Raw genomic sequence first — 20,011 nt, 5'->3', positions numbered from 1 at the left:
GCCCGTGCGGCGCCCGTCACGCGGGAGCGTCCCCTGGAAGAGGATGTGGTCAGGACATGCTGAAACGGACACACAAGTGCGGTGACCTGCGCCTTGAGGATGCGGGCCGGCCGGCCACCCTGAGCGGATGGGTCGCCAACTGGCGCGACCACGGCGGACTGGTCTTCATCGACCTGCGCGACCGGACCGGCATCACCCAGGTCGTGTTCAAGCCGGACACCGATGCCGAGCTGCACGCGCGGGCCCGTGCCCTGCGCAGCGAGTACTGCATCAGTGTGCAGGGCCGGGTGGAGCAGCGCCCGGCGGAGATGGAGAATCCCGACCTGCCCACCGGCCAGGTGGAGGTCAACGCCCGGCAGATGGAGCTGCACAGCGCCAGCGAGCCGCCCCCCATCGACGTGGAGAGCGGCGAGGACGTGTCCATGGACGTGCGGCTGCGCTATCGCTACCTGGACCTGCGCCGGCCGGCCATGCAGCACAACCTGGAGCGCCGCCACCGCCTCATGCAGTCGACGCGCCGCCACCTGGACGAGCAGGGCTTCATCGAGGTGGAAACGCCGTTCCTCACCAAGAGCACGCCCGAGGGCGCGCGCGACTACCTGGTGCCCAGCCGCGTGCAGCCGGGCCGCTTCTACGCCCTGCCCCAGAGCCCCCAGCTCTTCAAGCAGCTCCTGATGGCCGGAGGGCTGGACCGCTACTTCCAGATCGTCAAGTGCTTCCGGGACGAGGACCTGCGGGCCAACCGGCAGCCGGAGTTCACCCAGATCGACATCGAGATGTCGTTCGTGGACGAGGCGGACGTGCAGGCCATGACGGAGGGCCTGGTCGCAAGGCTGTTCGCCGACCTGGGCAAGGGCGAACCGGCCCTGCCGCTGCCCCGCATCACCTACCATGAGGCGTTCGACCGGTTCGGCACCGACGCGCCGGACATGCGGTTCGGGCTGGAACTGCGCGACATCACGGACGTGGCGCGCGAGTGCGAGTTCCGCGTCTTCCAGCAGGCGGCGGCCGGCGGCGCGCTCGTGCGCGGCCTGTGCGTGCCCGGCGGAGCCGCGATGCCGCGCAGCCAGGTGGATGAACTGGTCGAGTGGACCCGGCAGCTCGGCGCCGGCGGCCTGGCGTGGCTGAAGCTCCGCGACGGCCGGCCGGAGGGCGGCATCTCGAAGTTCCTCAAGCCGGGTGAGCTGGACGCCATCTGCCGGCGCCTGAACGCCGGGGACGGGGCGCTGCTGCTGTTCGTGGCCGAGCGCCGCTACCTGAGCAACCTGACCCTGTCGCACCTGCGCCTGCGGCTTGGCCGCGAGCTGGGGCTGCTGGAGGGCGCCCCGGACGCGCTGTGCTGGGTCGTGGAGCCGCCGGCCTTCGAGCCCGACGAGGTCACCGGCCGGCTGACGTTCGTGCACCATCCGTTCACGTCGCCCAGCCAGGACGCGCTGGACCGGCTGGAGACCGACCCGGCCTCGGTGCCCGCGCGGGCCTACGACCTGGTGATGAACGGGCAGGAGATTGCCGGCGGCAGCATCCGCATCAACGACCCCGCGCTCCAGATGCGCGTATTCCGGCTGCTCGGCTACACGGAGGAGCAGGTCGAGGAGCGGTTCGGCTTCTTCATGCGCGCGCTGCGCTACGGCGTGCCGCCGCACGGGGGCATCGCGTTCGGGTTCGACCGCACGGCCATGACGTTCCTGGGCATCGAGGACATCCGCGAGGTCATCGCGTTCCCGAAGACGCAACGCGCCGTCTGCCTGCTGACGGACGCCCCGTCGGAGGTCGACGAGACCCAGCTCCGCGAACTGGGCATCCGGCGGCGCGAGGACTGACGAGGCTGGCCCTGCAGGGCCGGCTCAAGACGACATGAAACCGCAGATGAACGCCGACGAAGACGGATGAAGCGGACAGACTGACGGACGCCGACCTGGCGCAGTGTATGAACCACCTGAGGGCCACGGGGCTGCGCGTCTGCCTTCTACTCAGCTTCGGCGCCGCCCGGCAGTGCCGGCGCGCGGGATGACGTGGAGTACAGGGTGGTGTCCGCGGCTTCTGAACTCCCGTAGTCCCGGCCCGTGCATCGAACGGGCGTCGTTGTCAGCGCTCGCGTGGGACGCGTGCGCGGCGGCGCGGACGCTCCGGGTCCAACGCGCCTGCCGGGCCGGCCCCGGCCGCCCCCAAGGGCTTGTGCTGGGCCTGCAGATGCTCCGGCAACAGGTCGCGGATCCGGGCCGCCACCTCCGGATCGTCGGAGGTGATCGTGACCACGATGCCGTTGCCCGTCTCCTGCACGTCCATGGCGACCTGCTGATCGCGCAGCAGGCGCCGCGCCTCCTGCGTCCGCCGGGCGCGACGCGCCCGTTCGGAAAGCGCGTCCACCCACTGCGGCATGCGTTCCTGCAGGGCCTGCACCACCTCCGGCCTGGTCGAGGTGAAGCTGACGATCACGCCGTCGTCCGTGTTGCGCGCGCTCACCCCCACGTCTTCGGCCAGCAGCGCGGCCGGCCCCGCGCCGGCACGCAGGGGCCTCTCAGGCTGTCCGGGGCGTGCGCGGCGCCTCTGCGTCCGTTCCTGGGTGCGAGCGAGCCCGGCCGCCACGCCCTCCGCGACGCGCAGTTGCAGGGCCGTCACGCGGGCCGGTTCGTCGGCGGTCATCTTCAGGTCGACACCGTCGGGGGCGTTGAGGACCTGCACGCCTTCGGTCTCGCCGCCCAGGAACACGGCCAGGATGCCGCTGCCGCCCGCGGCGGCGGGCCGTTCGCCGGGCATGGCGGCGGTTCGCTCCGGCCGAGCGGCGGCGGTTCGAGCCGGCCGGCCGCGGTCCCAGTCAGGGGCCTGCGCCCATGCCGGCGCCGCACATGCCATGAGTGCGCAGACAATCGCCAAGCTTCGCCGGTGTTCTGTTCTCATCACTCGCCTCCTTGCGGGGCCGTTTGGGGAGGCCGGCCGCCCTCAGGGCGTTCCCCCTGCGGCGTCTGACCGGATTCGATCGGGGGGCGGCTGCGTTCCGAGGTCGCGCCGGGGCCCCGGCTGCGCCGGCGTCCCCTGAAGTCGCGCATCATCGATAGCCAGGCCTCGCGCTGCTCGGGCGTCAGGATGCGGCGCGTCTCGAGCATCTGCTCGACGACCGCCTCCCGCTGCTCCTTCTCGATGCGGTCGATCGCTTCCTGTTCGGCCAGGATGGCATCCACGTCGGCCGGCTCGGCCTCCAGGAGCTTGTAGAGCTGCTCGCTGTGCGTGCGTGCGCGCCGTCTGAGTTCCTCGGTCTTGCGTTGGAGTCCCCTGTGGCTCTCTTCCAGGCGCGTCTTCTGCTCGTCGCTCACCTCGAGCCGGTCCCACCACCGCCGCCCGTCCCGCAGATGGGGCCGTCGCGCGGCCGAGGGCCGATGCCGGGGTGTCGCCGGGGGATCCTGGGTCGGGGGAGGGGGCGGCTGCTTCTTGCGCGCCCAGACGGCCAGGAATGCCGCGTTGAAGGCGAGCGAGAAGACGAGCAGGAGCGCCGGCATCTTCTTCCACATAGGGCGCCTCTCACTCTTCGTCGATGACGAACGCCAGGTACACGTCACTGAGCGAGTCCTCGGGCATCGCCACCGGCATGTCCGTCTGGAGCGCAATCCCCTCGGATTCCATCCGGTCGGACGCCGTCGCGTGCCCGTTGGCCGCCGCCGAGGTCCATCCCATGGCCATGCCGACGGCCACCCCCGCCACGGCCATGAAGACGGCGGCGATGCGCGTCAGGGCGTCTCCGAACAGCCGCACGCGGCGGCCCATGCGTCCCACGCGGAGGGCCCGGCCGGCCTCGGCCGCCTGCCGCACGCGCCGGGCAAACCCGTCGGGCACCTTGGCACCGGGCAGAGAGCCGATCGCCCGATTCAGCCTCAGCCACTGCGACCGCACGTCGGTGCAGGCGCCGCAGGCGCGCAGGTGCTCGTCCACCTTGGCCCTTCGTTCCGGGGACAGCTCCCCGTCCAGATAGGCGTTCAGCAACTCCCTTGTCCGTTCGCAGTTCACCATGCTCCTCCCACTGTTTAAACGCCCCGGCAGGCCGAATCCTGCGCCCCTTTGCGGGACGCGTCTACAGCCGGTCCTCCAGGACGTCCTTCAGCTTCCGCTTCGCCCGGACGAGCAGCGCGTCCACGGCCGTAGGCGAGCAGCCCAGCGCCCGGCCGATGTCTTCATAACTCATGTCTTCGAAGTGCTTTAGGATGATCGCCATCCGCTGGCGCGGCGGCAGCGAATGCACGGCCGCGCGCACGAGTTCGTGCAGTTCGCCGGCCAGAACGGCCTGCGCGGGACCGGGGTCCGGATGCGCCCGTTCGTGCGGGGATTCGAGCGGGCCGGGCCGCTTCCTGCGGTACAGGTCGACGCAGAGGTGCCAGACGACGTTGTACAGGTAGGTGCGGAAACGCGCGGACGGCTCGTAGCGCGTCGCGCCGGACAGGATCTTCAGGAACGCATCCTGCGCCACGTCCTCGGCCAGGACGGGGTCCCCCAGGAAGCGGTAGGCCACGTTCAGGGCGAGTTGCTGATTGCGCTGCACGACCTCCTCGAAGGCGTCCATGTCGCCCTCGGCCGCCCGCGCCATCAGTTCCTCATCGGACGCCATTGACGCAAGTTCCTGAGCGTGGTGTAACCCCCTGAAGAGTATGGCAGAAGGGCCCCCGCGCATCAACCGAGCGGCCCGGCGCGGCTCAGCGAACTCAGATGAAGTTCAGGCCATAGTCGACCAGCGGCAGCGGGAACAACTCGTCCAGCACCCCGCGCAGTTCGCTCTCGGGCGCCAGAGGCAGGTCCGCGCGCCGGTCGCGCGCCTGGAACACCAGTTCGGTCAGCCCCGTCATGCCGCCCAGGGGCAGCGATTCGGCGCCATAGCGGACGCACAGCCCGCCCTCCGTGTCCAGGCGGAGGCGGCCGGCGCGCTCCTGGCCGAGGCGTTCGGCGAAATCCGCCGCACAGGCGCTCCAGAACCGCGCGGGGTCCGCGATGCCGACCGTCCCCCGGAAGCCCCGCAGTTCGGACGGCCACCCGAACGCGTGCGCCAGTTCGGCGGCCTCGCAGTCACTGCCCATCGCACGCAGGTGCAGCCCGGCGGCGTTGCGCTTGGTCAGCAACAGCCGCAGACCGTGCGCCACGGCCCAACGGGAGCCGGCCATCTCCACCGCGGTCAGGGCGTCGGCCGCCTTATGGCGCCCGCCCACCTGGTAGCTCAGGTAGGCCACCGGCCGGCCCGTGCTCCTCCGGCACACCAGTTCGGTGTCGCCCGGCGCGTCGCACACGAGGCCGCATCGGAGCAGGGCCAGGAAGTCGGAGGGCGTGCGCACGAACCGCACCGGTTCGGCCGCATGCAGGCCCACCAGGGCGGGCAGGTCTTCGGGCTGCCAGGGGCGCAGCACGTAGGGGCCGTCGGCCGGCAGGCGCGCGGCCTCGATCGAGTAGACGGGATAGGCGCCGACGCACACGTAGCCCAGACGCGTGTAGAGCCCCCGAGTGCCGGAGATGAGGAACAGGTCGACGCGGTCGGCCAGGGCCGTCGTGACGGCGTCATCCATCAGCCGCGTGCCGAGGCCCCGGCCGCGGTACTGCGGATCCGTGCAGACGGCGCCGATGCAGCAGGTCCGGTGAAGGCTGCCGCCGAGCCGAACGTCGCGCACGAACATGCCCACAAAGGCGACCACCCGGCCGTCGTCCGTGAAGACGCGCAGATGCCCGGCGTTCTCCCGGCAGAGCATCAGGGGAAAGTGCTTCTCCATGCCCCCGGGCTGCCCGGGGCGGAAGGTCGCATCGACCAGTTCCATGGCGCTCCGGAACTCCTCCGGGGCAACGGCCTTCGGTCCGTCGATCGTCATGGGGGTGCACCTCGGCTGCAACGGGGATGAACGGCGGTCGGCTCGCGACGACGCGTCAGGATAGCACCACGCGCCTCGGGCCGCAAGGGCGGCCGCGCCCGCGGGGCGGCCGCCCCCGCGGGGCGGGCGCCCCCGCATTGACGCCGACCCGCAATGCCGGTACACTTCCGGAACCGCACGATGGGGGCGGCAGCCGGCCGAGGACCGATCGACGCGTTCGCCCACCCCACGCACACCTGCACAGGCACGGGAAGACCCGCATGAAGGACAGGATTCAGGCCTATCGCTCCCGCGTCACGACCGTCTCCTGGGGTTGGCTGCTCACGAACCCCCGGGCGGCCTGGCGCATTGCGCGCGGGTTCTTCCGGGGCCTCGTGCTGCGCAAGAACACGCTCAAGTCCGTCGACATCCTCAGCACGTTCGACTGCCAGGCCCGGTGCACGATGTGTTCGGTGGCGAAGTTCCGACGGGAGAGCGGGCCGCCCCTGACGCTCGACCAGTACCGCTCCCTGGCCGATCAGGCGGCCGGGCTGGGCGCCGTCTCGGCCATCTTCCTGGGCGGTGAGCCGCTCCTGCAGGACGACCTCTGCGAACTGGTGAGGATCTTCAGCGCCCGCGGGTTCTTCGTCAGCGTGGTCAGCAACGGCATCGCCGTCACCGAGCCGCTGATCCGTCGGCTGCGCGAGGCGGGGCTCCGGGCGATGTTCCTCAGTCTCGAGAGCCTGGACGAAGAGGTCAACGACCGCCTGCGCGGCCACCCGGGCCAGTGCCGGAAGGTGCAGGAGGCCGTCCGAATCGGCAAGGAACAGGGGCTCACCGTGGGCATCTGCACGGTGTTCGTGCCGGGCGAGACCGAGCGGCTCCAGGGCGTGCTGGGCTACTGCCGTGAGAACGGCCTGCGCGCCTTCCTGGCTCCGCTGGCCCGCGTGGGGAAGGCGCAGGACATGGACGGCAACACCGACGATTCCTACGAGGAGCTGATGTCGGTCCTGAAGCAGCACCCGAACGCGACCGTCGATTGGGCCTGTTCGTACTTCCTCAGGCCCCGCTGCCCGGCCGGCAAAGAGAAGCTGGCGATCACCTGCTACGGCCACGTCATGGGCTGCTGCCTGAACCACATCTCCTTCGGCAACGTCCGCGACGAGCCCCTGCAGCGCATATGGGAGCGTGCCACGAAGTTCTCGGCGTACCGAGACGCGCCCGACCGCTGCCTGGCCGCGTTCGACCAGCAGTACAGACGCGACATCCTGGCGCCCATCGCGCGTCTGCCGCACAGCCCGGTCGCCTACACGGACCATCCCGCAATCACCCCGTCCACCGAACCCGATCTGTTCCCACAGGACCAGGAGCCCCGCTGACGCCTCGGGGCGGACCAATGCACGGCAGCTCACAGGAACCGACCACGCCGGAGGCGACCGCGCCGGCAGCGGACGGGTGGCGGCCGCGCCTGCGCGCGCTCTGGGACTCCCCCCGGCTGCCCGCCGTCCTGATCGGCCTCGGCATCGCGCTGCGCCTCGTCCAGTACGCGTCCCGGCGTTCGCTCTGGATCGACGAGGCATGGCTCGCACTGAACATCATCAACAGGTCATGGGGCCGCCTTCTGCTGCCGCTGGACTTCTGCCAGGGCAGCCCGATCGGCTTTGTGCTTCTGGCCAAGGCGGCCGTCGTGGCGTTCGGCACCGGCGAGCTGGCGCTCCGGCTGGTACCCTTTCTGGCGGGTGCGTTCAGCGTGTACGCGTTCTGGCTGCTCGCGCGAGGATGGCTGGGTCGAAACGCGGCGATCCCGGCCCTGGCGCTCTTCGCCCTGCTCCGGTTCCCCGTCTACTACGCGGCCGAGGTCAAGCCCTATTCGCTGGACGTGCTCTGGACCGTGGTTCTGTACCTGCTGTTCACCCCGGTTCTGAACGGTGAGACCGGGCTGCGCCGCCTGCTTCCGCTGGCCGCCGCGGGCGTCGTGGCGGTCTGGTTCTCCTATCCGGCCTCCTTCGTTCTCCCGGGCGCGGGGATGACGCTGGCCGTGGTTCTGCTCCTGAGGCGGCAATGGGCGGGGCTGGCCAGGGCGGCCGTGATGGGCGGTGCCTGGGCCGTCAGCTTCGCCGCCTGCTACCTCGTCAACCTGCGTCAGTTGGCGACCAACCCGTCTCAACAGGATTTCTGGCAGCATGCTTTCGTGCCCCTGGATTCCCTCGGCGGCACGGCCGGCTGGCTCCGCAAGGCGTTCATGGGGCTGTTCCAGCGGACGCTCGGCCTCCCGACCTCCGCGGGCGCAGCCGTCGTGGCGGCGCTGTTGTTTGCGGTCGGTTTCGGCGTCATGCTCCGGACCGACCGCCGGAAGCTGGCGGCCCTGGTCGCCCCCGGCATGCTCTGCTTCCTGGCCGCGACCCTGCGGATGTACCCGTTCCGGGGCCGGCTGCTGCTGTTCCTCGTGCCGGGCATGCTGATCCTCATCGGCGCGGGCGCGGCCCGGATCGCGGCCGCCCGATCGCATCGCGCCATGCGCCTGGTGGGCCCGCTCCTGCTGGTCATGCTGTTCGTCCCGACCGCGGGCAGCGCCCTGGCGGCGGCCCTGCCGCCGTACGGACACGAGGAGATCCGGCCCGTGATCGAGCACATGCGGGAGCACCGGCAGCCGGGCGACCTCGTCTATGTCCACTGGGGGGCCTACCCGGCCTTCGAGTACTACCGTCAGACGCGCGGCTACGACTTCGAGCTGTGGGAGAAGGGCATCTGCTCCCCGAGGAACCCCTCGGCGTACGTGCAGCAGTTGCAGGAGGCGGTGACGGCGCACGACGTGCGCAGGGTCTGGTTCCTCATCTCGCACGACCGGGCGCACGAACGGGCGTTCTTCGAGTCGGCCCTCGAGGAAATGGGCGCGAGACACCACCGCTTCCGGGCCGAGGGGGCGTCGGCCTACCTCTTCGAGCTGGACCGCACGGCCCCGTAGGGCGGATGCCGCCGACTGCAACCCTCCGCCTTCCACGCAGGAAGAGGAGGCGGGCGGCGGGAGCCCACGCCTCCGGGCATCCGCGCTGTGGCGCCCCCACGGCGGTGCCTTTGTGCGCCGCTCGCCTGGTGCGCCGGATTATACCCGTGCGCCGAGCCGTCTCCAATGCCCTTTTTGCTGTCGTTGCTTCCTACCGCGGCTTGATTCGCCTGCCGGCGCCCGCTACCATGGCCCTCCGGCGTCGCCGTCAGCGTTGCCGCCATCGCCCCTTCTCCGACGGACAGGCATCGTGCATACCGTCGTCTGCATCAAACAGGTGCCCGACACCGCCGAGGTGCGCATCGACCCCGAACGGGGGACGCTCGTGCGCGAGGGCGTGCCCGGCATCCTCAACCCGCTGGACGCCCACGCCATCGAGGCGGCCGTCGCACTGCGCGAGCGCCTTGGCGGACGCGTCACCGCGCTCAGCATGGGGCCGCCCCAGGCGGAGCAGGCGTTGCGCGAGGCGGTGGCGCGTGGCTGCGATCGGGCCGTGCTGCTGACGGACCGCGCCTTTGCCGGCGCCGACACGTGGGCCACGTCCTGCACGCTTTCCCGTGCGGTGCGGGCCCTCGGCGACGTGCGGCTGATCGTGTGCGGGAAGCAGGCCATCGACGGCGACACGGCGCAGGTGGGCCCCGGCCTCGCCGCGCTGCTCGATTGGCCCCAGGCCACCTACGTGCGGCGGATCGTCGAGGCGTCGACGGCCGCGCTGGTCGTCGAGCGCATGACGGACTACGGGGACGAGGCATTGCGCGTGCCGTTGCCGGCCGTCCTGACGGTGCTCAAGGACCTGAACTCCCCGCGCCTGCCCTCCCTGGTCGGCTGCATGCGGGCGCGTCGCTGCGAGGTGCCGCGCTGGGGCCTACGGCAGATTGGCGGAGACGCCGCCCGGCTCGGGCTGAACGGATCGCCTACACGCGTTGTGCGCGTGTTCGCGCCGCCGCGCCGTGCCGACTGCGTTCGGTGGACGGACGACCCCGAGGCGGCGGCCGCCGCGCTTGTCGGTGCCCTCCGGAAACGGGGGGCGATCGGATGACGCTGCGCATCGACCCGGACGCGTGCATCCTCTGCGGACGCTGCATCGACGCTTGCCCGTTCGGTGCGCTGTCGCAGGAAGCCGGGCGCATCCGGGTGGGCGATGCCTGCACGCTGTGCGGCGCGTGCGTCCCGGAATGCCCCGCCGAGGCCATCTCAGTGCCGGCCGCCGCCCCGGCAGGCACGGCCGCTCCCGCCGGAGCGGCCGCGCCATCCGGCGCCGTCTGGGTCTACGGCGAGCACCACGAGGGGCGTCTGCACCACGTCGTGCATGAGCTGGCCGGCAAGGCGGCGGAGCTGGCCGGCACGCTGGGGCGCTCGGTCGAGGTCGTGGCGCTGGGCCATCGCCTGGACGGGCTCCCGTCGCAGTTGGCCGGCCTGCCGGTGGCGACGCTGCACCTGGTGGACCATCCCGCGCTCGCGCACCCGATGGACGAGCCGTGCACGCGCGCGCTGGTGCACCTGATCACCCGCGAACGGCCGGGCATCCTCCTGGCCGGCGCGACCGCCCACGGCCGCTCGCTGATGCCGCGCGTGGCCGTGCTCTGCCGCACCGGCCTCACGGCAGACTGCACGGGGCTGGAGATCGACCCGCATTCCGGATGCCTCCTGCAGACGCGGCCCGCGTTCGGCGGCAATGTCCTGGCCACCATCGTCACCCGCAGCCGGCGCCCCCAGATGGCCACCGTGCGCCCGCGCGTGATGGCCGCGCCGGAACCGGGCAGCGCCGCAGCGCCGGCCGTGCGGCGCTGGGACCTGCCGCCCGAGACGTTCGCCACGGCCGTCGAGCTGCGCGCATCGCGGCCCCGGGCCGACTCCGCCATCAACATCGCCGAGGCCGACGTGCTGGTGGCCGGCGGACGCGGCCTTGGCGGGCCTGAAGGGTTCCGGCTCCTGGCCGAACTCGCCCGCGCCCTGGGCGGCGAGGTGGCCGCCAGCCGCGCGGCCGTGGACGCCGGATGGGCGCCCTACGAACGCCAGGTCGGCCAGACGGGCCGCACCGTCCAGCCGCGCCTCTACGTGGCCGTGGGCATCTCGGGGGCCGTTCAGCACCGGGCCGGCATGCAGTCGAGCGACACGATCGTGGCCGTGAACGCGGATCCGGACGCCCCCATCTTCGAGGTGGCGGACTTCGGGATCGTCGGCGACTACCGCCAGGTCGTCCCGCAGCTCATCCGCGCACTGCAGACGGACGCCGGACCGAAAGGGGGCGGCGATGCATGAGCTGACGCCCGGACTCCCGGCATCGAGCGGCGACTACCGCGTGGTCTCCGGCTGGCAGAACGTCCGACGCGGCTACGCCCAGTACCTGAGCGACGAGTCGCGGCTGACGGCCGGACGCGTCGAGGCCGTCCACTTCCCCGAGACGCCCGACGACGTGGCGGCCGCCGTGCGGGCTGCGCGCGCGGCCGGCCATCGCGTGGCCGTCTCGGGCGCGCGCACGGGCATTACCGGCGCCGCCGTCCCCGTCGAGGCCGAGGAGGTGATCGCGCTCGAACGCATCCACCCGCGGCCCGCCGTCCGGCAGGCGCCCGACGGCCGCTGGTTCGTGTGCGTGGGCGCAGGCACGACGCTCGCCGAGCTGGCCGACGCGCTCGACCATGGCCTGTGCGACTACCCGGACGGACGGCCCGCCCGCCCGCTCTTCTACCCCGTGGACAGCACGGAGACCTCCGCCCAGATCGGCGGCACGATCGCCACGAACGCCTCCGGCGCGCGTACCCTGCACTACGGGCCCACCCGCCGCTGGGTGAAGGCGCTGACGGCCGTCACGGCCGACGGCCGCATCCTGGAACTCGAACGCGGCCGCGTGCGCGCCGCCGACGGTCGCCTGACCTGGCGCCGTGCAGACGGCACCGCCGCCGAGGTCGTCACACCCGACATCCCCCGCCCGCGCACCAAGCACACGGCCGGCTACGCCCTGCGGCGCGACATGGACGCCGTGGACCTGTTCGTGGGCAGCGAGGGCACCCTGGGCATCGTCGCCAGGGCCGAGCTGTGGCTGGCCGAGAAGCCGGCCAACCGCCTGTTCCTCACGCAGTTCCTGGACGACGGCCCGGGGGCCGTGCGGCTGGTCGCCGCGTGCCTGGAGCATCCGGACCTCGACCCGATCGCGCTGGAGTACATCGACTCCCGGGCCATGGCGCTCGTGCGCAAGATGGGCCGCGACACGCCCGCCTACGTCGAGGTCTCCCGCCTCCCGGCCGACGCCCGGGCGGCCGTCTACCTGGAGCACGCCTTCGAGGACGAACGCCACCTGGACCGCGTCCACGCCGCCCTGACGGACGTCCTTGCCCGGGTGGGCCTGTCGGCCGACCGCACCTGGGCGGGATTCGCCGACCGCGACCTGAACGAGATGAAACGCCTGCGCCACGCCGTGCCCGAGACCGTGAACGCCATCATCGGGCGGCGCAAGCTCGAAATGCCGGACCTGCACAAGGTCGGCACCGACATGGCCGTGCCGCTTGACTCGCTTCAGGAGATGCTCTCGCTCTACGAGCAGCGGCTGACCGCGTGCGGGATCGAGTTCGTCATCTTCGGCCACATCGGCGACGGCCACCTGCACGTGAACATCCTGCCGCGGACGGCCGAGGAGATGGCGCGTTCGCAGGACCTGTACATGGATTTCGCCCGCGAGGCCGTCCGGCTGGGAGGCAGCGTGGCCGCCGAGCACGGCATCGGCCGCCTGAAGCGCAAGTTCCTGGCCGTCCAGTTCTCCCCGAGCGATCTGGCCGCCATGCGCGCCGTCAAGCAGGCCCTGGACCCCGACGGCACCCTCAACCCCGGCGTGCTGTTCGAGACGTGAACGGCCGGCCCGCGGGCGGTTCCTGGAGGTCGGAGGCGGGCCGACGTATGATGGCGGACCGGTTGCCCGAGACCCGACCACGTCGCAGGAGGATCGAATGGAAGTCCTGACCGACCTCAACACGGCTTTCGAAGTGGAAGCGGCGAAGCCCGAACTGGCGTTTCTTCCTCTGGGCGCTACCGAGCAGCATTCCCGGCACCTGCCGATCGGCACGGACACCATCACGGGCGAACTGCTCTCGGCGGACATCCTGTCCGCCGTGGACCGCCCGGGCGCGGCGCTGCTCCTGCGGACCCTGCCCATCTCGTCGTCGATGGAGAACACGGGCTTCGTCGGCACGATGCTCTTCACCCCGATGACGATGCGCGGCATCGTGCGCGATGCCTGGCAGAGCGTGTCCCGCGTGGGCATCCGGTGGCTCGTTGTGGCGGCCTGGCACGGGGGGAACTTCATCGTCAAGCCGGTCGTGCGGGAGCAGAACTGGGAAATCGGCCGCTGCGGCGTCATCTACCTGAACCCCTGGGAGCACGTGCCGGAGGAGGCATTCGAGGGCTTTGCCACGGGCTTCGAGGTGCACAGCGGCGACGTCGAGACGTCGCTGATGCTCGCGCTCTGCCCGGAGCACGTGCGCGACAACTGTCGCGACAACCCCGTGCCGTTCAAGGCCATCTGGCAGGACATGTTCTCGATGAAGACGCTCTCCGGCGGCGAGGGCAACGCCGGCAGCCCGTCTCGCGCGACGGCGCAGAAGGGCCGCCCCATCGCCCGCGCCATCGTCGAAGGGTCCGCCCGGTACATCGAAGAGGTCCTGAAGATGGCCGATCAGTATCCGCAGTACTAGGCTCTGTCCGAGAATCCCTCCGGACCGGCCCTCAGGATGACACCCGGAGAGGGCCTTTCCGGCACGTTCGAGAGGCGCGGGCGGCCCGGTCCGTGCGGGTCCGTGTCCGTCCGTGCCTTGCGCGCCCCCCCACATGTTATGCTGCGGCGCCCTGTCTCGGGCGCAGAAGCACGTCGTGACGATCCGGAGACGTCCACGGACGGGAAATCCTCCTTGCCGCGGCGGTGCCTCACAGGTACAATGGGTTTGTTGCCTTGGCGGTGCTCTCAATCCAGGGGCACGAGGCCGGCGTCTCGCCGGCCGGGTCGTATTGCTGACCCGTCAGAATCGGTAGTTGCCCTTCCAGGGCAAGCAAGGCAACGCGGGCACGGGCCGTCTCTGCCCGTGCCCGCTCTCTCTTGCGCAGGGGGGGCCTCCCATGGGTCTCGGCGGGATCGTCCGCAGGCTGCTCGGAGGCGGCGGCCGGACGGTCCACGAACTGGCCGAGCGCCTGGGGCTGTCGCCCGAGGAACTGCGCGCCGCGCACCCCACCTACACCGAGTTCACCATCCCCAAGCGCACAGGGGGCCGGCGCACCATCTGCGCGCCGGACGGGCCGACGAAGGCCCTGCAACGACTCATCCTGCGCCGCCTGCTCAGGCGCCTGCGCAGCCACCCGGCCGCCATGGGCTTCGAACGCGGCCGGTCGATCGTGTCCAATGCCCGGCCCCACGCCGGCCGGGCGGTCGTGCTGCGCATGGACGTGCGCGACTTCTTCGTCTCCACGACCGAGCGGCGCGTGCGCGACTACTTCCGCGCCGTCGGTTGGGGCCGCGAGGCGGCCGCCTTGCTCGTGCGGCTCTGCACCCAGAGGAACTCGCTGCCCCAGGGCGCCCCGACCAGCCCGCGCCTGAGCAACCTGGTCAACTACGGCCTGGACGCCCGTCTGTGCGCGCTGGCCGACCGGCACGACGCCGTCTACACCCGCTATGCCGACGACATGACATTCTCGTTCCCGAGCGACGACCGCACGGCCGTCGCCCAGGTCATCCGCGCCACAAAGGCGATCCTCAGGCAACACGGCTACACCCTCCACCAGAGGCGCAAGCTCCACATCCGCCGGGGCCACCAGCAGCAACTGGTGACCGGCCTCGTCGTGAACGAGTCCGTGGCCCTGCCGCGCCGCACCCGCCGATGGCTCCGTGCCGTGGAGCACCGCGCGGCCGTCGGCGGCCGGCCGACGCTCAGCCCTGCCCAACTCGAAGGCTGGCGGTCCCTTCGGAGCATGATCGACGCCGGGGCCGGAGCTCCCTGACGCCCCTGCATCCCCCACGGCTTGACCACACGGGCGGGAACGGTTACAACTGGACTGCCCGCCGTGCACGCAGGATCAGCCGAGGAGTGGCCGATGGCAGTCGACGTGGTTGGCGCCCTTGCGAGGGCCCGGCAGGAACTCCTGGACCTGAGCCTGCGCAATCCTCTTCTCAATTACCGCCCCACCCGACGCACGAGCGTCCGCATCACGGGGCCGGAGCTGGACGAGATCTGGCAGGACCTCGTCGTCGATGCCCGAAGCCTGTCCTTCCTCGCGCAGGACGAGGTGACGGGAGGCCGGCCGGATGGCGCGGCCGCAGACGCTCCCGCCCGGGCCTCCGACAAGGCGGCCGGGCCACAGGCCGTTGCCGAGCCGGACGGTGGCCAGGGCCGGCCGGGCCTCGACCAACCGGAGCCGGATCCGGCCGACGACGTGCGCGAGCCGGGCGCCGCGCGTGAACGCCGCCGGTTCTCCCTGCACACCGACCTGGAGAGCAGCGCGCTCCAGACCAACCTGCTGCGCGTCTACCAGGCCGCCCGCAGCGCCACCGAGGAGAAGGGGGTCAACCTCCTGTTCCTTGCCGTCGGGTTCGTGGACTGGCGGCGGGCCGACGATGCGCAGCGAGCGCCGGCGGCGCCCCTGCTCCTGGTGCCCGTCGAGATCGGGCGGTCGTCGGTCGGCAGCCGTTTTCGACTGGCCGCCCTGGACGAGGAAACGGTCCTCAACCCATGCCTTGCGGAACTCCTTGCCCGCGACCACCACATCGAGCTGCCCCCGCTCAACGGCGACCTGGAGGTGCAGGACGTCCATGCGCTGTTCGACCGCGTCGCCGAGCTGATCGCCCCTCTGGACGGGTGGAGCGTCCGGCGCGACGCCGTCCTGGGCTTCTTCTCGTTCACGAAGTACCTGATGTATGTGGACCTGGATGAGCGCCGATGGCCGGAGGGGCGGGCGCCGAGCAACCGCCCTCTGATCCGGCGAATGCTCGGCGACGAGGCGGCGGGCGCCCCGGCGGACTCGCAGACGCCGTCGGAGCGCGAGCTGGATGACCTCCTGGACATCCGGGAGGCCTACCAGGTTCTGGACGCCGATGCGAGCCAGCTCCGTGCCATCGTCACGGCCAAGCAGGGCCACAGTTTCGTGATCTTCGGCCCCCCCGGGACCGGCAAGTCGCAGACGATCACGAACATCGTCACCGAGTGCCTGAGCACGGGCAAGACGGTCCTGTTCGTCAGTGAGAAGATGGCCGCCCTGGAAGTGGTGAAGCGCCGTCTGGACAGAGTCGGGCTCGGCGACTTCTGCCTCGAGCTTCATAGCACGAAGGCCCGCCGCCGGGCCGTGGTCGACGAGCTGGGGAGGGTGCTGTCGAAGGGGCCCTACGCCGCCCGGTCCGGCGAGACACTCGCCGAGGAGCTGCTGGGCGTGAGGGAGCGTCTGCGGCGCTACGTACTCGACCTGCACGAACCCGTGGGCCGCACGGGCGTGACCCCGTACCAGGCCATCGGCCGCTGCGTCCGGCAGAGTGCGGTGCCCGACGTCTTCACCGACATCGAGGGGGCCTGCGGATGGGACCGCGGCGAGGTGCTGGAGCAGAGACGGCTCGTCGAGCGCCTCGCCACGCGGCTTCAGGGGGTCTGGCCGGTCGAGTCGAATCCCTGGAGGGGGACGCGTCTGCTGCGGGTGACGGCCCAGGTCCGCAGCACGCTCGCCTCTGCCCTTCGGCTCGTGACGGAGGCCCTTGAGCAGGTTCGAAGCGCGGGCGCGACGGCCGCCGGGGTCCTTCAGGCCGAACCGGCCGGGACCGTCGGCGACGCGGGGGATCTGCTGAAGATGGCCCGTCTGCTGGGCCGAAAACCGAACGTCTCCATCGACCTCGTTCGCGATACCGGCTGGGACGAGCAGAGAGACGACATCCTGGGCCTGCTGGGGCTCCTGAAGGCGCAGGGGCAGGCGCGCGCCGCGCTCGCGAACCGGTACGATGCAGACGTCGCCTCCGGCATCGACTGGACGGTGTTCGCCGCTCGATGGCGTCGGCGCGATGCCGGCGCCCTGCGTCTCCTGCGTCCCTCCTACTGGGCCGACCGGAAGACGCTGAAGGCCTGTCGCCTGCCCGGTCACAGGCCGGGGCGTCAGGAGACGCTGGAGGACGTGGAGGAGCTGGCCGGGTTCACGGCCGTGCGCCGGGCGGCCGCCGACCGAGAAGACCTCGGGCGGCGGTACCTGGCCGGACTCTGGCGGGGGGCGGAGACCGACGGCGCCGAGGCGGGCGCCCTGGTCGAGTGGGTGCTGGATGTGCGCACGCTCGTGGAGGCGTCCCGGCTGACGTGGGAGGCGGTGGAGGCGGCCATGGCGGACCCGGGTCGCGCAGCGGAGGCCGCCGGGCCCCTGGAGGAGGCGGTCCGGACGTGGGATCGGCAGTGGGGCGAGCTTGGTGAGATGCTCGATTTCTCCGAGGACGAGGGCTTCGGCCGGCGCCTGTCGGACGTGCCGCTGGACGCGTTGCGCGGCCGGTTCGAGGAGATGTCCGCGCGGCATGAGGATCTGCGTGCGTGGACGCTGTTCCAGGATGCGCTGCAGGGCCTGGCCGACTCGCCGGTGGAGGGGTTCGTCCGGAGTGTCCTGAGCGCCGGCGTCGAGCCCGCCGACTGCGTGCCGGCCTTCGAGAAGCAGTGGCACCGGCTGCTTCTGGAGGAGGCCTTCGAGACGCGCCCGTCGCTCCGGGCGTTCAGCGGCCGGACCCATGAGGCCGACCGGCGGTCGTTCGCGGAACTCGACGAAGCCTGGATACGCGAGACCCGCCTGCGCCTGCACGCCCTCCTGTCGGAGAGGCGTCCGAGTACCGGCATCGTGGGCAACGGACACCTGGCCGGGAGTTCCCAGCTCGGCATCCTGCAGGGCGAGATACGCCGCAAGCGGGGCGGGCGCCCGATCCGCAAGCTCCTTGCCGACACCGGGGATCTCGTCCAGGACCTGAAACCGTGCTTCATGATGAGCCCCCTCTCCGTGGCCCAATTCCTGGAGGCTGGAACCCTGAGCTTCGACGTCGTCGTGTTCGACGAGGCCAGCCAGGTGGAGCCGGCGGACGCCCTGGGAGCGATCACGCGCGGTTCTCAGCTCCTGCTTGTCGGCGATCCCAAGCAGCTTCCGCCGACCGACTTCTTCCGTGACATGTCGGAAGGCCCCGACGCTGAGGACGAGGACGCCGCCGCCTCCCTGACCACGATGGAGAGCATCCTGGACCGCGGGCTCATGGTCATGCCGCACGTCTCCCTGCGGTGGCACTACAGAAGCCGCCACGAGTCGCTCATCGCCTTCTCGAACGCGGAGTTCTATGAGAACGAACTGGTCATCTTCCCCTCGGCCCATCGCAAGCGCTCGGACCTGGGCGTGCATCTCGTCTACGAGCCCGGCGACATGTACGACCGGGGGGGCAGCGGCACGAACCGGGCGCAGGCCCGCCGCGTGGCGGAGGCGGTCTTCGAGCATGCGCGCAGGCACCCGGACAAGAGCCTGGGCGTCGGCGCGTTCAGCCAGCGACAGCAGCAGGCCATCCTGGACGAAGTCGAGCTGCTGAGGCGGAATGACGAGTCCCTCGAGAGCTTCTTCAGCACGGACGAGGAGGAGCCGTTCTTCGTCAAGAACCTGGAGACCATCCAGGGGGACGAGCGGGACGTGATCCTGTTGAGCGTCGGCTACGGAAAGTCGGAACGGGCCGAGCGCCTGTCCATGAACTTCGGGCCCGTGAACCGCGAGGGCGGCTGGCGAAGGCTGAACGTGCTGGTCACACGCGCCCGGGAGAAGTGCGTCGTGTTCACCTCCATACGGTCGGACGACTTCGATCTCGGGGCGACCGGATCCCGCGGGGCCCATGCCCTGCACCGGTTCCTCCACTACGCCGAGCACGGCCAGGATCCGGGCGCGGCGGGGCACGACGAGGGGGAGGAGTCCGGCTTCGAGCAGGCCGTGCACGCCCGGCTTGCCGAGCACGGCGTCGAGCTTCACAGGCAGGTGGGATGCGCCCGCTACGCAATCGACCTCGCCGTCGTCGACCCCGAGAACCCGGGCACCTACCTGCTCGGACTCGAGTGCGACGGCGCGACCTACCACACGACCCCCACGGCCCGGGACCGCGACCGGCTCCGACAGCAGGTGCTGCAGGGGCTGGGCTGGAACCTGCACCGGGTCTGGTCAACCGACTGGTACCATACGCCTCAGAGGGAACTGCAGCGCGCTCTGGACGCCGTCGAGCAGGCGAGGACCCGGCCGGCGGGGCAACTGCCGCCTGCGCAGACCCCGGAGGATCCGTCCGGGCGGCTCAGGCCCGTGCAGCGGGGGCAGGAGAGCGCGGGCTTCCCGGAGTATCAACTGTACGAACCGAAGCGTCGGCAGGACCCGGACGCCTTCTTCCGGTCGGCGGCGCAGCTCCGGCGCGAGGTCGTGGCGTGCGTCGGCGTGGAGGGGCCCATCCACGAGGATGAACTCATCCGACGTATCGCCGCAGCCTGGGACATCAGTCGGTGCGGTGCACGGGTCCGCCGGACCGGGCAGGAGGCCGCCGCCGCGTGCGAGGCCGCCGGGACGATCAGACGCCGGGGGCGGTTCCTCTGGTCCAGGGACATGGAGGAGGTCCGGCCGCGCCGCCGCGGCGGGGACGCGCCGAAGGACCCGCGCCTGATCTGCCGGGAGGAACTGGCCGCCGCCGCCGTGCGCGTTCTGGCGGAACAGTATGGCATGGTGCATGACGATCTCGTGAGGCAGACGGCGTACGGCCTCGGCTTCGGATCGGTCGGGAGCCGCGTGGCCGCCGCCATCCAGGCGGCCGTCTCCGGGGCCGTTGCGGACGGCACGATCGTGGAGGGGGCCGACGGGCGTCTGCACGCGCGCACCGAACGGCAGTAGGCGCGCCCGCCTCAGGGCGCCTACTCGGCGCCGTAGTCCTCGATGAGCAGGGCGAGGATCGTTTGGGCGTAGAGGCGATGGCCGAAGTCGTTGGGGTGGTTGACGCCGTTGCCGGTCAGGTCGTGGTAGCGCTTCGTCTTGAGCAGTTCCTCCCACAGGCCCGTCACGTCGGCCAGGGCGACGCCCGGCCCGGCGCGTTCGGCGAGTATCTGACGAAACTCCGCGAACTTGTCCGGCCGGATGCCCGACCACTCGGCGTTGCCCGGCATGGAGGCGACGAGGATGAAGTCGGCCTCGGGATTGACGGCCCGGACGG

At 71.3% G+C, this 20,011-nt stretch carries 15 protein-coding genes; 9 read left to right on the top strand and 6 right to left on the bottom strand.

The window, feature by feature from the left end; translation table 11 throughout:
• The first annotated feature begins 56 nt into the window (after positions 1-56).
• Positions 57-1,820: an aspartate--tRNA ligase gene (gene aspS, locus GXY85_01095; protein ID NLW49425.1), complete on the top strand. Its 1,764-nt coding sequence runs from the start codon at positions 57-59 to the stop codon at positions 1,818-1,820.
• A 265-nt stretch (positions 1,821-2,085) separates the two neighbouring features.
• On the opposite strand, the gene GXY85_01090 is transcribed toward aspS, so the two are convergent.
• From GXY85_01090 to GXY85_01070, 5 genes are all read right to left on the bottom strand, one after another.
• On the bottom strand, positions 2,086-2,757 hold the full coding sequence (locus GXY85_01090; GenBank protein NLW49424.1) for a hypothetical protein: 672 nt from the start codon (positions 2,755-2,757) through the stop codon (positions 2,086-2,088).
• A 140-nt stretch (positions 2,758-2,897) separates the two neighbouring features.
• The gene (locus GXY85_01085; GenBank protein NLW49423.1) at positions 2,898-3,506 is read right to left on the bottom strand and encodes a periplasmic heavy metal sensor; all 609 of its coding nucleotides are present in this window, start codon (positions 3,504-3,506) and stop codon (positions 2,898-2,900) included.
• A gap of 10 nt (positions 3,507-3,516) precedes the next feature.
• On the bottom strand, positions 3,517-3,999 hold the full coding sequence (locus tag GXY85_01080) for a hypothetical protein (protein ID NLW49422.1): 483 nt from the start codon (positions 3,997-3,999) through the stop codon (positions 3,517-3,519).
• Positions 4,000-4,063: 64 nt separating this feature from the next.
• The gene (locus GXY85_01075; protein ID NLW49421.1) at positions 4,064-4,594 is read right to left on the bottom strand and encodes a sigma-70 family RNA polymerase sigma factor; all 531 of its coding nucleotides are present in this window, start codon (positions 4,592-4,594) and stop codon (positions 4,064-4,066) included.
• Positions 4,595-4,688: 94 nt separating this feature from the next.
• A complete protein-coding gene (locus GXY85_01070; protein ID NLW49420.1) occupies positions 4,689-5,834 on the bottom strand; it encodes a GNAT family N-acetyltransferase in 1,146 nt (381 codons plus the stop codon).
• Positions 5,835-6,094: 260 nt separating this feature from the next.
• Here GXY85_01070 and GXY85_01065 point away from each other — a divergent pair, with 260 nt between their 5' ends.
• From GXY85_01065 to GXY85_01030, 8 genes are all read left to right on the top strand, one after another.
• Complete coding sequence (locus GXY85_01065; protein ID NLW49419.1) at positions 6,095-7,192, top strand: radical SAM protein; 1,098 nt, start codon at positions 6,095-6,097, stop codon at positions 7,190-7,192.
• Between the two features lie 17 nt (positions 7,193-7,209).
• Positions 7,210-8,778, top strand: a complete 1,569-nt coding sequence (locus GXY85_01060; protein NLW49418.1) for a hypothetical protein — start codon at positions 7,210-7,212, stop codon at positions 8,776-8,778.
• A gap of 289 nt (positions 8,779-9,067) precedes the next feature.
• On the top strand, positions 9,068-9,856 hold the full coding sequence (locus GXY85_01055; GenBank protein NLW49417.1) for an electron transfer flavoprotein subunit beta/FixA family protein: 789 nt from the start codon (positions 9,068-9,070) through the stop codon (positions 9,854-9,856).
• Entirely contained in the window at positions 9,853-11,079 is a 1,227-nt protein-coding gene (locus GXY85_01050; protein NLW49416.1) for an electron transfer flavoprotein subunit alpha, read from the top strand. Before GXY85_01055 ends, GXY85_01050 begins: the two co-directional genes overlap by 4 nt.
• The gene (locus GXY85_01045; GenBank protein ID NLW49415.1) at positions 11,072-12,661 is read left to right on the top strand and encodes an FAD-binding protein; all 1,590 of its coding nucleotides are present in this window, start codon (positions 11,072-11,074) and stop codon (positions 12,659-12,661) included. The genes GXY85_01050 and GXY85_01045 overlap by 8 nt, the downstream gene beginning before the upstream one ends.
• A gap of 97 nt (positions 12,662-12,758) precedes the next feature.
• Positions 12,759-13,502, top strand: coding sequence for a creatininase family protein (locus tag GXY85_01040; protein NLW49414.1), 744 nt, complete (start codon positions 12,759-12,761; stop codon positions 13,500-13,502).
• A gap of 418 nt (positions 13,503-13,920) precedes the next feature.
• The gene (locus GXY85_01035; protein ID NLW49413.1) at positions 13,921-14,796 is read left to right on the top strand and encodes a hypothetical protein; all 876 of its coding nucleotides are present in this window, start codon (positions 13,921-13,923) and stop codon (positions 14,794-14,796) included.
• A 93-nt stretch (positions 14,797-14,889) separates the two neighbouring features.
• A complete protein-coding gene (locus GXY85_01030) occupies positions 14,890-19,695 on the top strand; it encodes a DUF3320 domain-containing protein (protein ID NLW49412.1) in 4,806 nt (1,601 codons plus the stop codon).
• Between the two features lie 20 nt (positions 19,696-19,715).
• On the opposite strand, the gene GXY85_01025 is transcribed toward GXY85_01030, so the two are convergent.
• Positions 19,716-20,011 (bottom strand): SGNH/GDSL hydrolase family protein (locus tag GXY85_01025; GenBank protein ID NLW49411.1); only part of this gene is annotated, 296 nt, incomplete at its 5' end.

It is taken from the genome of Candidatus Brocadiaceae bacterium, assembly GCA_012728835.1.
Classification (GTDB): domain Bacteria; phylum Planctomycetota; class Brocadiia; order SM23-32; family SM23-32; genus JAAYEJ01.
Note: the sequence above shows the minus strand (reverse complement) of the source record. Positions and strands in the feature narration are given on the sequence as shown.

What these genes read in the sequence shown, in the direction of transcription:
- GXY85_01070 (NLW49420.1), bottom strand. Translation starts at nt 5,834, where the DNA reads ATGACGATCGACGGACCGAAGGCCGTTGCCCCGGAGGAGTTCCGGAGC.
- GXY85_01050 (NLW49416.1), top strand. Translation starts at nt 9,853, where the DNA reads ATGACGCTGCGCATCGACCCGGACGCGTGCATCCTCTGCGGACGCTGC.
- aspS (NLW49425.1), top strand. Translation starts at nt 57, where the DNA reads ATGCTGAAACGGACACACAAGTGCGGTGACCTGCGCCTTGAGGATGCG.
- GXY85_01035 (NLW49413.1), top strand. Translation starts at nt 13,921, where the DNA reads ATGGGTCTCGGCGGGATCGTCCGCAGGCTGCTCGGAGGCGGCGGCCGG.
- GXY85_01030 (NLW49412.1), top strand. Translation starts at nt 14,890, where the DNA reads ATGGCAGTCGACGTGGTTGGCGCCCTTGCGAGGGCCCGGCAGGAACTC.
- GXY85_01040 (NLW49414.1), top strand. Translation starts at nt 12,759, where the DNA reads ATGGAAGTCCTGACCGACCTCAACACGGCTTTCGAAGTGGAAGCGGCG.
- GXY85_01090 (NLW49424.1), bottom strand. Translation starts at nt 2,757, where the DNA reads ATGCCCGGCGAACGGCCCGCCGCCGCGGGCGGCAGCGGCATCCTGGCC.
- GXY85_01075 (NLW49421.1), bottom strand. Translation starts at nt 4,594, where the DNA reads ATGGCGTCCGATGAGGAACTGATGGCGCGGGCGGCCGAGGGCGACATG.
- GXY85_01085 (NLW49423.1), bottom strand. Translation starts at nt 3,506, where the DNA reads ATGTGGAAGAAGATGCCGGCGCTCCTGCTCGTCTTCTCGCTCGCCTTC.
- GXY85_01060 (NLW49418.1), top strand. Translation starts at nt 7,210, where the DNA reads ATGCACGGCAGCTCACAGGAACCGACCACGCCGGAGGCGACCGCGCCG.
- GXY85_01045 (NLW49415.1), top strand. Translation starts at nt 11,072, where the DNA reads ATGCATGAGCTGACGCCCGGACTCCCGGCATCGAGCGGCGACTACCGC.
- GXY85_01065 (NLW49419.1), top strand. Translation starts at nt 6,095, where the DNA reads ATGAAGGACAGGATTCAGGCCTATCGCTCCCGCGTCACGACCGTCTCC.